The sequence below is a fragment of the Pseudomonas sp. BF-R-24 genome (assembly GCF_019947335.1).
GTDB classification, from domain to species: domain Bacteria; phylum Pseudomonadota; class Gammaproteobacteria; order Pseudomonadales; family Pseudomonadaceae; genus Aquipseudomonas; species Aquipseudomonas jessenii.
This window is the reverse complement of record NZ_JAGYGG010000031.1, coordinates 1-15110: the sequence shown is the minus strand read 5'-3', so window position 1 is coordinate 15110 and position 15110 is coordinate 1. Positions and strand designations below refer to the sequence as shown.

Here is a 15110-nt window from a genome sequence, read left to right as displayed (position 1 = left end):
GAATTGCGTACCCGATGACCGACGAATCGCCCTCCATCGACAAACTGCTGAAAAACCTCGATCACGCCATGCTCGCCGACCGCCACCGGCTGCGGCGGCAGTTGCTTGAGCTGCGCAAGAAACCCGACGAGGCCAGGCTGGGCCAGTGGGTGACGCGGATGCAGGCGTCCTGTGAGCAGGTACTGGCGCGCAAGGCTAGCCTGCCGGTGATCCGTTACGACGACAGCCTGCCGATCGCCGCCAAGCGCGACGAAATCAAAAAGGCGCTGGAAAAGCATCAGGTGCTGATCATCGCCGGTGAGACCGGCTCGGGTAAAACCACCCAGTTGCCGAAGATCTGCCTGGAAATCGGTCGCGGCCAGCACGGCCTGATCGGCCACACCCAGCCCCGCCGGATCGCTGCGCGCAGCGTCGCCAGCCGGGTCGCCGAAGAACTCGGTACACCGCTGGGCGCGTTGGTCGGCTATCAGGTGCGATTCGAGGATCAGAGCGATTCCAGCACCCTGATCAAACTGATGACCGACGGCATCCTGCTGGCGGAAACCCAGAATGATCGTTATCTGGAACGCTACGACACGATCATCGTCGACGAGGCCCACGAACGCAGCCTCAACATCGACTTCCTGCTCGGCTACCTGAAAACCCTGCTGCCGCGCCGTCCCGACCTGAAAGTCATCATCACTTCGGCAACCATCGACCTGGAGCGTTTCTCCAAGCACTTCGATGACGCGCCGATTGTCGAGGTATCCGGCCGCACCTACCCGGTGGAGACCTGGTATCGCCCGCTGACGCTTGAGCAGGACGAAGAGGGCAACCGCGTCGAGGACGACCTGACGGTGGATCAGGCGATCCTTGCCACCCTCGACGAAATCGCCGCCTACGAGCGCAGCGAACGCCGCAGCCCCGGTGACGTGCTGGTGTTCCTGCCCGGTGAACGCGAGATTCGCGACGCCGCCGACATGCTGCGCAAGGCTCAGCTCAAGCACACCGAAATCCTGCCGTTGTACGCGCGGTTGTCGCCGGCCGAGCAACAGCGGATTTTCCAGTCTCACCCAGGCCGTCGCGTGGTACTGGCGACCAACGTCGCGGAAACCTCGCTGACCGTGCCGGGCATTCGCTACGTGATCGACAGCGGAACGGCGCGCATCAGCCGCTACAGCTACCGGGCCAAGGTCCAGCGCCTGCCCATCGAAGCCATTTCCCAGGCCAGCGCCAACCAGCGTAAAGGCCGGTGCGGACGGGTCGAGCCGGGCATCTGCGTGCGCCTGTACAGCGAAGAGGATTTCCTCGGTCGCCCGGAGTTTACCGATCCGGAAATCCTGCGCACCAACCTCGCGGCGGTCATCTTGCAGATGCTGCATCTGCGCCTCGGCGAAGTCACCGCGTTCCCGTTTATCGAGCCGCCCGATGGCAAGGCCATCAGCGACGGTTACAACCTGCTGCAAGAACTTTCGGCGGTGGACCGCAACAGCCAGCTGACTCCGCTCGGTCGGCAACTGGCGCGGCTGCCGGTGGACCCGCGCATGGGCCGCATGCTGCTGGAAGCGGCGAAGCTCGGCAGCCTGCAGGAAGTGCTGATCGTCGCCAGCGCCATGTCGATCCAGGACCCGCGCGAGCGTCCGCCGGAGCGTCAGCAAGCGGCGGATCAGGCCCATGCCCAGTGGAAAGACGCCGACTCGGACTTCGCCGGGCTGGTCAATCTGTGGCGTGGTTTCGAAGAGCAGCGCCAGGCGCTGACGGCCAGTCCGCTGCGAAACTGGTGCCGCAAGAATTTCCTCAATTACCTGCGCCTGCGCGAGTGGCGCGACTCCCATCGCCAATTGAGCCTGATCTGCCGCGACATGCAGCTGAGCCTCAATAAAGAGCCGGCGGACTATCCGAAACTGCACAAAGCGGTGCTGGTGGGGTTGCTCAGCCAGATCGGCCAGAAAACCGAAGAGGGCGATTACCTCGGCGCCCGTCAGCGGCGCTTCTGGATTCACCCGTCGTCGGGAATCGGCAAAAAACGCCCGCAATGGTTGATGACCGCCGAACTGGTGGAAACCACCAAGCTCTACGCGCGTATGGTCGCCAAGATCGATGCCGACTGGATCGAGCCGCTGGCCGGGCACTTGATCAAGAAGAACCACTTCGAGCCCCACTGGGAGAAGAAGCGTGGCCAGGTCGTGGCGTTCGAGCAGATCACCCTGTTCGGGTTGATCGTGGTCGGGCGCCGGCCGGTGCATTACGGCCCGGTGGATCCGGTGGTTTCACGCGAGTTGTTTATCCGCGAAGCACTGGTGCGCGGCGAGATCCAGTCGAAAGCCAAGTGCCTGACCGCCAACAAACAGCTGCTGGAACAACTCGACGAACTGGAAGCCAAGGCCCGCCGTCGCGATATCCTCGCCGACGAAGAAACCCTCTACGCCTTCTACGACGCACGGCTACCGGCGGAGATCCATCAGACCGCGACCTTCGACAGCTGGTACCGCATCAACAGCCAGAAAGACCCGCAGCTGCTGATCATGCGCGAAGAAGACGTGCTGGCCCGCGAAGCCAGTGAAGTCACCGCCCAGCATTACCCGGATACGCTGCATATCGGCGATCTGGAATTAGCCCTCAGCTACCACTTCGAACCGAATCACCCGCGCGACGGCGTGACCCTGCGCGTGCCGGCACCGCTGTTGCCGATGCTGCCACCGGAACGCCTGGAATGGCTGGTGCCGGGCGTCATCGAAGCCAAATGCATTGCCCTGGTGCGCAACCTGCCCAAGGCCTTGCGCAAGAATTTCGTACCGGTGCCGGACTTCGTCAAGGCGGCCTTGCAGCGCATGACCTTTGCCGAGGGCTCGCTGCCTCAGGCCTTGGGTCGCGAACTGCTGCGCATGACCGGTGCCCGCGTCAGCGATGAAGCTTGGAGCGAGGCCGCGCAGCAGGTCGAAAGTCATCTGCGGATGAACCTGGAAATCGTCGACGCCCAGGGCAAGTTCCTCGGCGAAGGTCGCGATCTGGCCGAGCTCACCGCGCGTTTCGCCGAAGCCAGCCAGGCAGCATTGGCGGTGCCGCAAACCGCGAAGAGCCAACAACCGGTGGAGCCGAAAGTGTTTGCCGCCGTGGCCGAGAAAACCCAACAGAAGATCGCCGGGCTGTCGATGACGGTCTACCCGGCGCTGGTGGAGGAAGCCGGGACGGTCAAGGAAGGGCGTTTCTCCACCCCGGCCGAAGCCGAGTTCCAGCATCGCCGTGCCCTGCAACGCTTGCTGATGCAGCAACTGGCTGAGCCTGCGAAGTTCCTGCGCGGCAAGTTGCCGGGCCTGACCGAGCTGGGCCTGCTGTACCGCGACATGGGACGGGTCGATGCGCTGGTGGAAGACATTCTGCTGGCCAGCCTCGACAGCTGCATTCTCGAAGGTGAAGACCCGCTGCCCCGTGACGGCGCCGGTCTGGCGTCCCTGGCTGAGCGCAAGCGTGGCGCCTGGACCGAGCACGCCGAACGTGTGGCGAAGCTGACCCTGGAAATCCTCAAGCTCTGGCATGGCCTGCAAAAGCGCTTCAAGGGCAAGATCGATCTCGCCCAAGCCGTGGCCCTGAACGACATCAAGCAGCAGCTCAGCTACCTGGTCTATCCGGGATTTGTCCGGGAAACGCCGATGCAGTGGCTCAAGGAGTTGCCGCGTTACCTCAAGGCGATCGAACAGCGCTTTGAAAAAATCGGTGCCCAGGTGCAGCGCGACCGGGTCTGGAGCGGCGAGTTGAGCGGCCTGTGGACGCAATACCAGACCCGCGCCAGCAAACACGCCCAGGAAGGCAAGCGCGATCCGCAGCTGGAGTTGTATCGCTGGTGGCTGGAGGAATACCGGGTTTCGTTGTTTGCGCAACAGTTGGGAACCAAGGTGCCGATCTCCGACAAGCGCCTGAACAAGCAGTGGAGTCAGGTAGAGGCCTGACACACCCTTGTAGGAGCGAGCTCGCTCGCGATGGTCGTCAACGATAACGCTGGGAACCTGACACCCCGCGGCGTTCTCTGGTTCATCGCGAGCGAGCTCGCTCCTACAAGTATTGCGTTGCTCTCGCAAAAGGCGCCAAAACCCAAGGTTTATGGCAAACTTCGCGACCATAAACGCCAGTTTCGCGACCTAGAGCCTTCGACCGGTTGCGAGCAGGAATAAAGCGATGCCAGGTTTGCGTCCCCCGGATGGGAATAGACCCTTTGTGTATTGGTACGACGGTGCCAATGCTTTCTGCCTGAACAGATTAGAGACACGACCATGCATAATGTCGTCATCAGCGGCACCGGCCTGTACACCCCGGCCAATAGCATTTCCAACGAAGAGCTGGTGCAGTCTTTCAATACTTACGTCGCGCAATTCAACGCCGACAACGCCGATGCCATTGCGCGCGGTGAAGTGGAGGCATTGACCGAATCCAGCGCCGCGTTCATCGAAAAAGCCTCGGGCATCAAGAGCCGCTTTGTCATGGACAAGGATGGCATCCTCGACCCGCAGCGCATGGCCCCACGCCTGCCGGAGCGCTCCAACGACGAGTGGTCGGTACTGTGCCAGATGGCCATCGGCGCGGCCGAACAAGCCTTGCAGCGCGCCGGCAAGACCGCCGCGGACATCGACGGCGTGATCGTCGCCTGTTCCAACCTGCAGCGCGCCTATCCAGCCATTGCCATCGAAGTCCAGGAAGCGCTGGGCATCCAGGGTTTCGGTTTCGACATGAACGTGGCGTGCTCCTCGGCGACCTTCGGTATCCAGACCGCCGCCAACAGCGTGCAACTGGGCCAGGCCCGGGCGGTCCTGATGGTCAACCCGGAAGTCTGCACCGGCCACCTGAACTTCCGTGACCGCGACAGCCACTTCATCTTCGGTGACGCTGCCACCGCGGTGATCATCGAGCGTGCTGACCTGGCGACGTCCAAGTACCAGTTCGACATCGTCAGCACCAAGCTGCTGACCAAGTTCTCCAACAACATCCGCAACAACTTCGGCTTCCTCAACCGCGCGGCGGAAGAGGGCATCGGTGCCAAGGACAAACTGTTCGTGCAGGAAGGCCGCAAGGTGTTCAAGGAAGTCTGCCCGTTGGTTGCCGAGCTGATCGGTGAGCATCTGCAGGAGAACCAGCTCAACGTCAGCGACGTGAAGCGCTTCTGGCTGCATCAGGCCAACCTCAGCATGAACCACCTGATCGTCAAGAAACTGCTGGGCCGCGACGCCACCGAACAGGAAGCGCCGGTGATTCTCGACACCTACGCCAACACCAGTTCCGCCGGTTCCGTGATTGCGTTCCACAAGAACCAGGACGATCTGGCTGCAGGTTCGCTGGCCGTGCTCAGTTCGTTCGGTGCCGGTTATTCGATTGGTAGCGTGTTGCTGCGCAAGCGCTGAAATTGTTTTAACTGTCGCAGCTGCGATTTTTTTGGCAGGGCTTTTGTGGCGAGGGGGCTTGCCCCCGTTCGGCGACGAAGTCGACGTAGAACAGGCTGATACGGTATGTCTGTCAAATTGCAGTGGCCGGGTTTGGGATCGCTTCGCGATCCAACGGGGGCAAGCCCCCTCGCCACAATGAATATGTGCAGGCGGGGATATGAAAACAGCCCGGCGTTGATGTGTCGGAGGATGATGGGGACCGATACATCAAAGCCAGGCTGTAAAAGCGTCCCGGGCTTCCTTGCCCGAGTCGTGTAGCGGGGTGAATCAGAACTTGGCTTCGGCATCCAGTTGCAGGGTGTTGATGTCCGAATCGGTTTTCTTGATGTTGGCGTTGGTCTGGTCCGAGGTCGCCATGTAGTAGGTCGCGCCCAGGGTGAAGTTCTTGTCCAGTTCGTAGCTCACTTTCAGCTTGCTGCCGCGCGAACCGGTGAAGCCGTTGGCGAAGTCGGAGTCGGTGAAGGCGCCCACCACAGCGTTACGCTGTACGTCGCGGTAGTTGTAGTCCACGCCGAAGCCGTAAAGCTTGGTCTTGACACCGGCCAACCAGCCAGTGTCCTGGTCGTTGCTGGCATCGGCGTTGTTGACGTACTGACCGTACAGCGACAGCGGTACTGGCAGGTTGGAGAAGTCCAGCTGGCCAAAGCCTTCGTACAGTTTGAACTGTTCGCCCGGGCTGTTGCCGTTGACGGCCAGTGCGCACGGCGTGGTGACGGTGCCGCTGGTAGGGCAGGCGCTGCTGTCATCGTTGTCGTAGGCGTAGAGACTGCCGCCCAAGGTCATTTTCATGCTGTCGGTGATGGCGAAGCGACCACCCAACTGGCCGGCATACAGGCGCAGGTCGTGCTTGAACTGCACGCCTTCACCGTCGACGTTGTCCTTGAGGGTGTAGTGACCGGCGCTGCCGAACAGCTCGGTGCTGCCGCTCAGCGGGTACTTGTAGGTAACGGCCAGACCTTCCGGGCTGATGTCGCTATCCCAGATGATGTCGCCCATGCTCACCCATTGTTGCGGCATCTTGCCGCCAACCAGGTGCAGGTTCTTGATCGCGTCCGGGTGGTAGTCGACGTAACCCTGGTCCAGCCAGATCTGCTTCTTGTCGAAGTAGTTGTCCAGGCTCTGGTTGGTGGATCGAGCGTCGTCGTTGTTGCCGGTGGCGATACGGATACCGGTGTCGACTTGCGGGTTGATTTCGGTGTAGGCACCCAGGCGGGCACGAATGCGCTGACGGTCCTGGTCTTTGTTGTTGGATACGCCATCGTTGTGCACGGTTTCCTGACGGAAGCGCACGTCGCCCTTGAACTGGGTCTTGGCAGCCCAGGCCAGTTTCTGGTCGAAAGCGCTCAGTGTGTCGGTTTTCTTCGCGGTGGCCGCGATTTGCTCGTTGGTCTCTTGCTGAGCCTGACGGGCGATCTGCTGTTCTTTCTGATCCCTGGCCAGCTCGGCTTGCAGTTCGCTGTACTGCGCGCTGGTGATCGAGCCGTTAGCCTTGAGCATGTCGAGCAGTTTGGCGTCGACTGCGGCACTGGCCGGAACACTCATGGCCAGCAACAGGCCACCGCACAAGGCCGCCGCAGTTTTCGTGGAAGCAAGACGCATATCAATCTCCGAAGATGAGAGGGGATGACAGAGCCATCCGGGACACAACCGACCATAAGGGGGCGGAAAACAGTGGCCGGGTATAACCCGGCGCTCTAAAAACAGGCGCCAGTATCGCGATGGTTTATTACAGGGCGGTGGCAATGTGATGTCATGTCGATGACGATACAAAGCTGCCGTGAACTATTGAGTTAGAGCGCTGTCGTCGTTTTGCCCGTGTGCATTGCAGAGCGATAGGCGATACTCGCGGGGCTTACACGCCATGAAGAGTGAGGATGGTGATGCCGTTGCAACGCCTGCAAAAACTGTCAGAAATCGCCCCGCAGACGTGGGATGCACTGGTGCCCGAGACTCAGCCTTTTCTGCGTCACGCCTTTTTGAGCGCACTGGAAGACAGCGGCAGCGTCGGACCCCATACCGGCTGGCAGCCCGAGCATTTATTGCACGTCGAAGGGGATCGACTGATCGCCGCGCTGCCCGGTTATCGCAAGTGGCATTCCTATGGCGAGTACGTGTTCGATCACGCCTGGGCCGATGCCTGTGAACGTGCCGGCATCGACTACTACCCCAAGCTGTTGGGCGCGGTGCCGTTCAGTCCGGTCACCGGGCCGCGGCTGTTGGCGGCCACGGTCGAAGACGGCTTCGAGTTGTTGAAAAGCCTGCCGGGCTACCTGGAGCTTGAAGGGCTCTCCAGTGCTCACATCAATTTCACCGATCCGTTCACCGACGCGGCACTGAGCGAGCAACCGGGCTGGCTGCAGCGCGTTGGCTGTCAATACCACTGGCAGAATCGCGGCTACCGGGATTTCCAGGACTTCCTCGACGTGCTCAGTTCGCGCAAGCGCAAACAGATGCGCAAGGAGCGCGAGCAGGTGGCCGGCCAGGGTTTCGAGTTCGAATGGCTGGAGGGGCGGGACCTGAGCCAGGCGCAATGGGATTTCGTCTATGCCTGCTACGCCAATACGTACGCGGTGCGCCGGCAAGCGCCGTACCTGACGCGGGAGTTTTTCAGCCTGCTGGCCGAGCGCATGCCTGAGTCGATTCGCGTGGTACTGGCCAAACAGGGTTCAAGGCCGGTGGCGATGGCGTTCAGTCTGGTGGGGGGCGACAGCTTTTATGGCCGTTACTGGGGATGCCTGGCAGAGTTCGATCGCCTGCATTTCGAGACCTGTTTCTACCAGGGCATGGACTATGCCATTGCCAACGGTTTCCAGCGTTTCGATGCCGGAGCCCAGGGCGAGCACAAACTGATTCGCGGATTCGAGCCAGTCATTACGCATTCCTGGCACTACTTGCGGCATTCGGGATTGAAAGCTGCGGTGAAAGACTTCCTGGAGCAGGAGCGGCTGGGGGTGCTGGCTTATGCAGAGGATGCGAAGTCAGCCTTGCCTTATCGACAAGGCTGAACTTCAGCGTGTCAGCTTTCTTCCTTGCCCAGCCCGCGATACAGCACGCCACCGACCACTGCACCCAGTAGCGGCGCGACCCAGAACATCCACAGTTGTTGAATCGCCCAGCCGCCGACGATCAGCGCCGGGCCGGTGCTGCGCGCCGGGTTGACTGAAGTGTTGGTGACCGGGATCGAGATCAGGTGGATCAGCGTCAGCCCCAGGCCGATGGCAATGGGTGCCAGTCCTGCCGGTGCACGTTTGTCGGTGGCGCCGAGGATGATCAGGATGAACATCGCGGTCATCACCAGTTCACAGACAAACCCTGCCGCCATCGAATAGCCGCCAGGCGAGTGTTCGCCGTAGCCGTTGGACGCCAGGCCTCCCGCCAGTTCGAAACCGGGTTTGCCGCTGGCAATGAAGTACAGCAGCGCGGCGGCAATCACACCGCCAATGACCTGGGCAATGATGTAGGCCGGCAATTCCTTGGCCGGAAACCGCCCACCCACCACCAGGCCGAGGGATACCGCGGGATTGAGATGACAGCCGGAAATATGGCCAATGGCAAAAGCCATGGTCAGCACTGTCAGGCCAAACGCGAAGGACACCCCGAGCAGGCCGATCCCCACCTCCGGAAAAGCCGCCGCCAACACTGCGCTGCCGCAACCACCCAACACCAGCCAGAACGTACCAACCAACTCAGTCGCCGAACGTTTTAACAGAGACATAAGAGAGTGCCCTTTCGAGATTATGCTTCCTTTAGCATCCAGCCGATGGACTGCAGAACCATCTCCAGAACGTTGAAGTCAGTACAGCACGGTTTTTTCAGAATTCCAGCAGGCATAAAAAACCGCCAGGGCCCGTTGTTGGCGGGCCCTGGCGGTTTTTTACAATCTTTCGGCTTCACTTGCCCCCCTGTAGGAGCGAGCTTGCTCGCGATGAACCAGAGAACGCCGCGGGCTGTCAGGCTCCCAGCATTATCGTTGACGACCATCGCGAGCAAGCTCGCTCCTACAGGGTAATGTGGCCATCCTGCGGATCAATCGATCCCGACAAACCCACCGGTCTGGTGTTGCCACAACCGCGCATACAAACCGCCATGGGCGAGCAGCTCGGCGTGGGTTCCGGTTTCGGCGATCTTGCCGTTTTCCAGCACCACCAGCCGGTCCATCCGGGCGATGGTCGAGAGCCGGTGAGCGATGGCGATCACGGTTTTGCCCTGCATCAGGGTCTCGAGACTTTCCTGGATCGCCGCTTCGACTTCCGAGTCCAGTGCCGACGTGGCCTCATCCATGATCAGGATCGGCGCGTCCTTGAGCAGTACCCGGGCGATGGCGATGCGCTGGCGCTGGCCGCCGGAGAGTTTCACCCCGCGCTCACCGACGTGGGCATCGAAACCGGTACGGCCTTCAGCGTCCGACAACGAAGGAATGAAACCGTCAGCCCGGGCCTTGTGCACCGCTTCCCAGAGTTGGGCGTCGGTGGCGTCGGGTTTGCCATACAGCAGGTTGTCACGGATCGAGCGGTGCAGCAGCGAGGTGTCCTGGGTGATCATGCCGATGCGTTCGCGCAGGCTTTCCTGGCTGACGTCGGCGATGTTCTGGCCGTCGATCAGGATGCGTCCGCCTTCGACGTCGTACAGGCGCAGCAGCAGGTTCACCAGGGTTGACTTGCCGGCGCCGGAAGGGCCGATCAGGCCGATTTTCTCGCCAGCCTTGATGCTCAGGTTGAGGTCGCCGATGATCCCGCTCTGCTTGCCGTAGTGGAAATCCACCTGTTCGAAGCGTACTTCGCCACGGGCCACCGCCAGGGGTTTGGCCTGGTCGCGGTCGGTGACGCTGACGGGTTGCGAGATGGTCTGCAGACCGTCCTGCACCATGCCGATGTTTTCGAAAATGCCGGTCACCACCCACATGATCCAGCCGGACATGTTGACGATGCGGATCACCAGGCCGGTGGCCAGGGCAATCGCCCCGACGCTGATCAACGACTGCGTCCACAACCACAGGGCCAGGCCGGTGGTGCAGACGATCAGCAAGCCGTTCGTGCTGGTGATGACCACGTCCATGCTGGTGACCACACGGCCAGCCAGTTGCGCCTTTTCGGTCTGTTCCTTGATCGCTTCGCGGGCGTATTGCTGCTCGAAGTTGGTGTGGGCGAACAATTTCAGGGTGGTGATGTTGGTGTAGCCGTCGACAATCCGCCCCATGAGTTTGGAGCGCGCATCGGACGCCACCACCGAGCGATCCTTGACCCGTGGCACGAAGTAACAGAGGGCGCCGATAAAGGCGAAGATCCAGGTCAGCAGCGGGATCATCAGGCGCCAGTCGGCTTCGGCGAACAGCACCAGGGAACTGATGGCGTAGATCAGCACATGCCACAACGCATCCACGGCCTGCACAGCGGAATCGCGCAGTGAGTTGCCGGTTTGCATGATGCGTTGGGCGATGCGCCCGGCGAAGTCGTTCTGGAAGAAATTCAGGCTCTGCTTGAGCACGTAGCTGTGGTTCTGCCAGCGGATCATGCTGGTCATGCTGGGACTCAGGGTCTGGTGCACCAGCAGGTCATGCAGGCCCACGAATATGGGGCGCAGCACCAGCGCGACCACCACCATCCAGGTCAGTTCGAGGGCGTGATCCTGGAACAGATTGATGTTCGGCGTGCCTTGGGCCAGGTCGATGATACGGCTCAGGTAGCTGAACAACGCCACCTCGATCAACGCACCAATCAGGCCGACGATCAGCAGGGCGGCGAAGCTCGGCCAGACCTGCTTGAGGTAATAAGTGTAGAAAGGGAAAACCCGGTCCGGCGGAGACGCCGTCGGTGCTTCGCGGAAAACATCGATCAGTTTTTCAAAGCGGCGATAAAGCATTGGTTGCTCGCCCGCGAGCGGGCTCTCCTTTTAACGTTTTGAGCGTTGCCGGCAAACACCGGCAACGGCTCGGACATCCTTGTCCAGCTTAGTCTCAGTCGATGCGCTTGGCTGACTTGATGAACACCGGATCGGCCGGCACGTCGCGCATACCGTTTTTGCTGGTGGTAGGCGTGTTGACGATGATATCGACCACGTCCATGCCCTTGACCACTTTGGCGAACACGGCGTAGCCGGCGTCGCGGCCCGGATCAAGGAAATCGTTGTCCTTGACGTTGATGAAGAACTGGCTGGTGGCCGAGTCAGGATCGGAGGTGCGTGCCATCGACAGCGTGCCACGCACGTTATGCAGGCCGTTGCTGGCTTCGTTCTTGATCGGGTCCTTGGTCGGTTTCTGCTGCATCGAGGAGGTGAAACCACCGCCCTGGGCCATGAACCCCGGGATCACCCGGTGGAAAATCGTGTTGTTGTAGAAACCACTGTCGACGTACGCAAGGAAGTTCTTGGTACTGATCGGGGCCTTGACCGGGTCCAGTTCGATTTCGATCTGGCCGTTGGTGGTGTCCAGCAGCACATGCGGGGCCTTTTCCGGCGTCGCGGCCATCAGGTTGGCGGCAAACAGGACGGTGCCTGCGGCGAGGGCGATTGTTTTCAGCATGGGTCAGTGATCCTGAGTGGTGGTGTCGACTGCGGTCAGAAACTCCAGCAGCGTCTGGTTGAAGTGTTCCGGCTGGTCCAGCGGCGTGGCGTGGCGTGAATCGGCGATCACCACCAGCCGCGCGTCGGGCAACAGTTTTACGTAGTTTTCCTTCAGCGCCACCGGTGTGTAGTCACGGTCGGCGCTGACAATGAGGGTTGGACAGGTGACCTTCGAAAGTCGTTCCTGGACTCCCCAGCCGACAATGGCATTGAAGCTGGCGAGATAAGCATGTTTGTCGTTTTTTGCCCAGCGTTCGGCCATTTTTTGTCGCAAATCGGCCTGCTCGGGTTTGGGGAACAGCTTGCTACCCAGTGCCTTGCCAATGGTGCGCAGGCTGAGTGCGTGCATCAGGCTCCAGCGCTTGAACCACTGCCAGTAGTCATCGCGGCTGCGCAGCTTGACCTCGGGCGCGCTGTTGACGATGCACAGACTCTTGAGCAGTTGCGGCTGATCCACGCCCAGCTGGAAGCCGATCATGCCGCCCATGGACAGGCCGACATAGTGTGCCGGACCGAGATTGAGGTGTTCGATCAGTGCAATCAGGTCAGCGCTGAATCCGGCGATGCTGTAGCGCTCCTGGGGCTTGTCCGAACGGCCGTGACCACGCACATCCGGGACGATCACCCGGTAGCGGGTGGCAAGTGTCGGGATCTGTTTTTCCCAGTCCAGCGTGCTGGAACCAAGACCGTGGACCAGCAGCAGCGGCGTGCCGTGGCCATATTCCTCATAGTGCAGGTTACAACCTTCGTGTTCGAAATAGGCCATGCATACACTCCGTGTCAGGCTTGTTCGGGGGCGGCGAACGGTGCGTCCAGTGGTGCGGTGTCAAACGTACGCAGCAGTTCGATGAGAATCTGCGTGGCCGGTCCCAGCGGTTTGTCCTTGTTCGAATACAGGTAAAAGCTCGGGTTACGGCTGCCGCCCTGATCCAACGGTAGCAGCTTGAGCGTACCTTCCTTGAGTTCCCGTTCGATCAAGTGCCGGGGCAGCCAGGCAAACCCCAGACCGCTGCTGACGAACGTCGCGGCGGTGGCCAGGCTGCCGACGGTCCAGCGCTGTTCGGCACCGAGCCAGCCGACGTCCCGTGGTTGCTGGCGGCCCGAGTCGCGGATCACTACCTGCATCTGGCTTTCCAGGTCCTGGAAGCTCAGTTCGCGGTTGAGGCGGTGCAGGGGATGCTCCGGATGGGCAACCGCGACGAACTCGACGTCGCTCAACTCCGCGCCCAGGTAACCGGGAATACTGAAACCCGTGATGGCCAGGTCGGCCACGCCTTCGAGCAGGACTTCCTCCACGCCAGACAGCACTTCCTCGCGCAGGCGCACCCGGCAGCCACGGCTTTGCGGCATGAACGCGGTCAAGGCGCGGACGAGGCGGGCGCTTGGGTAAGCGGCATCGACCACCAGGCGCACTTCGGCTTCCCAGCCCTGCTCCATGTGATGGGCCAGGTCTTCGAGTTGACTGGCCTGTTTCACCAGTTGCCGGGAACGGCGCAACAGCACCCCGCCGGCTTCGGTCAGCACGGCTTTGCGTCCGTCGATACGCAGCAACGGCACGCCGAGTTGATCCTGCATGCGGGCCACGGTGTAGCTGACTGACGATTGCGAGCGATGCAGCGCCTCGGCGGCCTGGGCGAAACCACCGTGATCGACCACGGCCTGCAGCGTTCGCCATTGATCGAGGGTCACGCGGGGCGCTTTCATGTTGAACTCCTCTTGTCCTAAGCTGGCAGCCCTAATTGGAGGCTGCTGAATGAAAAAATTCTGTTGTGTGCTGCTGGCGCTGCTGCCGCTGACAGCGATGGCTTACCCGATCGATGTGAAAAAAGACCTCAACGGCATGAAGATCGATTACCAGACCTACGACACGGATAACGACATCGGCTCCATCCAGGTGGCCAACTACGGCGACGTCGATGCCAGCTGCAAGGTTGTTTTCATCAATGGCCCGGAAGCCCCGCGTACCCGCAAGATCGACGTACCGGCCGGCAAGCACAAAAATGCAACCGCCAAATTCACCCGCAGCATCATCAAGCTGCGCATCGAGCTGACCTGCACCCCGAAATGAACTCAACCCCCTGTGGGAGCGGGCTTGCTCGCGAAGGCGGTGTGTCATTCAACGTTGATGTCGACTGACAGGGCCTATTCGCGAGCAAGCCCGCTCCCACAGGAGCATGGTTTGCTTATAAACGAATTTATTGATGGGTTATAGCAGTTATTTGCGCTTTTTCATCGATATGACTCTGTTTAACCTTCACTCCATCGACCTACAGCATTCTCAGATGGAGGCTACATCCCATGTCCCGCGTTCTGATCATCGAAAGCAGTGCCCGTCAGCAAGACTCGGTTTCCCGCCAACTGACCCAGACGTTCATCAGCCAGTGGAAAGCCGCTCACCCGAATGACCAGATCACCGTCCGGGACCTGGCCGTCAAGCCGGTGCCGCATCTGGACATCAACCTGCTGGGTGGCTGGATGAAACCCGCCGAGCAGCGCAGCGACATCGAACAGGCGTCCCTGGAACGCTCCAACCAGTTGACCGATGAATTGCTCGCCGCCGATGTGCTGGTCATGGCCGCGCCCATGTACAACTTTGCGATCCCCAGCACCCTGAAAGCCTGGCTCGACCATGTACTGCGTGCCGGCGTGACCTTCAAGTACACCGAAACCGGTCCCCAAGGCCTGCTCAGCGGCAAGCGTGCGTATGTGTTGACGGCTCGCGGCGGCATCTATGCCGGCAGCACCGCCGATCACCAGGAACCGTACCTGCGCCAGGTCATGGGTTTCATCGGCATCCACGACGTGACGTTCATCCACGCCGAAGGCATGAACCTGGGCGGTGACTTCCAGGAGAAAGGCCTGAACCAGGCGAACGCCAAGCTTTCGCAAGTGGCCTGACCGGTTAATCGCCAGATAATCGCTGGATGGTCTAGTGACCTGGCGCAACCCTTCAAGCCTGTACGCGCATCGAACCTCCCTTCGCACTTGTTGCTCCTGAGTGCCCTGGCCCGATTGAACGCTTTAGCGAGATCGGGCTTTTTTTTTGCCTGCGATTTAACCAACACCGACAACCTCCTGTGGGAGCGGGCTTGCTCGCGAAAGCGTCGTGTCAGTCGATACCATTGTTGCCTGACCTGTCCC

At 60.8% G+C, this 15110-nt stretch carries 12 protein-coding genes; 5 read left to right on the top strand and 7 right to left on the bottom strand.

Annotated features, from left to right (window positions below; all coding sequences use genetic code 11):
• Window positions 1–14: 14 nt before the first annotated feature.
• On the top strand, window positions 15–3926 hold the full coding sequence (gene hrpA / locus KGA98_RS21420; RefSeq protein ID WP_223503680.1) for an ATP-dependent RNA helicase HrpA: 3912 nt from the start codon (window positions 15–17) through the stop codon (window positions 3924–3926).
• 321 nt (window positions 3927–4247) lie between these two features.
• Entirely contained in the window at window positions 4248–5369 is a 1122-nt protein-coding gene (locus tag KGA98_RS21415) for a beta-ketoacyl-ACP synthase III (RefSeq protein ID WP_057715981.1), read from the top strand.
• 309 nt (window positions 5370–5678) lie between these two features.
• Here the strand turns inward: KGA98_RS21415 and KGA98_RS21410 are convergent, their stop codons facing one another.
• Window positions 5679–7010: a putative porin gene (locus KGA98_RS21410; RefSeq protein ID WP_057715980.1), complete on the bottom strand. Its 1332-nt coding sequence runs from the start codon at window positions 7008–7010 to the stop codon at window positions 5679–5681.
• Window positions 7011–7291: 281 nt separating this feature from the next.
• Here KGA98_RS21410 and KGA98_RS21405 point away from each other — a divergent pair, with 281 nt between their 5' ends.
• Window positions 7292–8416, top strand: coding sequence for a GNAT family N-acetyltransferase (locus KGA98_RS21405; protein WP_223503678.1), 1125 nt, complete (start codon window positions 7292–7294; stop codon window positions 8414–8416).
• A gap of 11 nt (window positions 8417–8427) precedes the next feature.
• Here KGA98_RS21405 and aqpZ read toward each other — a convergent pair whose 3' ends face one another.
• From aqpZ to KGA98_RS21375, 6 genes are all read right to left on the bottom strand, one after another.
• On the bottom strand, window positions 8428–9126 hold the full coding sequence (gene aqpZ, locus KGA98_RS21400; protein ID WP_057715979.1) for an aquaporin Z: 699 nt from the start codon (window positions 9124–9126) through the stop codon (window positions 8428–8430).
• A 20-nt stretch (window positions 9127–9146) separates the two neighbouring features.
• The gene (locus KGA98_RS21395; protein WP_223503676.1) at window positions 9147–9401 is read right to left on the bottom strand and encodes a hypothetical protein; all 255 of its coding nucleotides are present in this window, start codon (window positions 9399–9401) and stop codon (window positions 9147–9149) included.
• A gap of 36 nt (window positions 9402–9437) precedes the next feature.
• Window positions 9438–11270, bottom strand: a complete 1833-nt coding sequence (locus KGA98_RS21390) for an ABC transporter ATP-binding protein (protein ID WP_223503674.1) — start codon at window positions 11268–11270, stop codon at window positions 9438–9440.
• A gap of 94 nt (window positions 11271–11364) precedes the next feature.
• The gene (locus KGA98_RS21385) at window positions 11365–11928 is read right to left on the bottom strand and encodes a peptidylprolyl isomerase (RefSeq protein ID WP_218496949.1); all 564 of its coding nucleotides are present in this window, start codon (window positions 11926–11928) and stop codon (window positions 11365–11367) included.
• Between the two features lie 3 nt (window positions 11929–11931).
• Window positions 11932–12735, bottom strand: coding sequence for an alpha/beta fold hydrolase (locus tag KGA98_RS21380; RefSeq protein WP_223503672.1), 804 nt, complete (start codon window positions 12733–12735; stop codon window positions 11932–11934).
• 14 nt (window positions 12736–12749) lie between these two features.
• A complete protein-coding gene (locus KGA98_RS21375; protein WP_007972479.1) occupies window positions 12750–13673 on the bottom strand; it encodes a LysR family transcriptional regulator in 924 nt (307 codons plus the stop codon).
• A 49-nt stretch (window positions 13674–13722) separates the two neighbouring features.
• Here KGA98_RS21375 and KGA98_RS21370 point away from each other — a divergent pair, with 49 nt between their 5' ends.
• Complete coding sequence (locus KGA98_RS21370; RefSeq protein WP_057715974.1) at window positions 13723–14037, top strand: hypothetical protein; 315 nt, start codon at window positions 13723–13725, stop codon at window positions 14035–14037.
• A 230-nt stretch (window positions 14038–14267) separates the two neighbouring features.
• Window positions 14268–14867 (top strand): FMN-dependent NADH-azoreductase, encoded by a 600-nt coding sequence (locus KGA98_RS21365; protein ID WP_046043697.1) that lies wholly within the window; start codon window positions 14268–14270, stop codon window positions 14865–14867.
• Window positions 14868–15110: the final 243 nt, after the last annotated feature.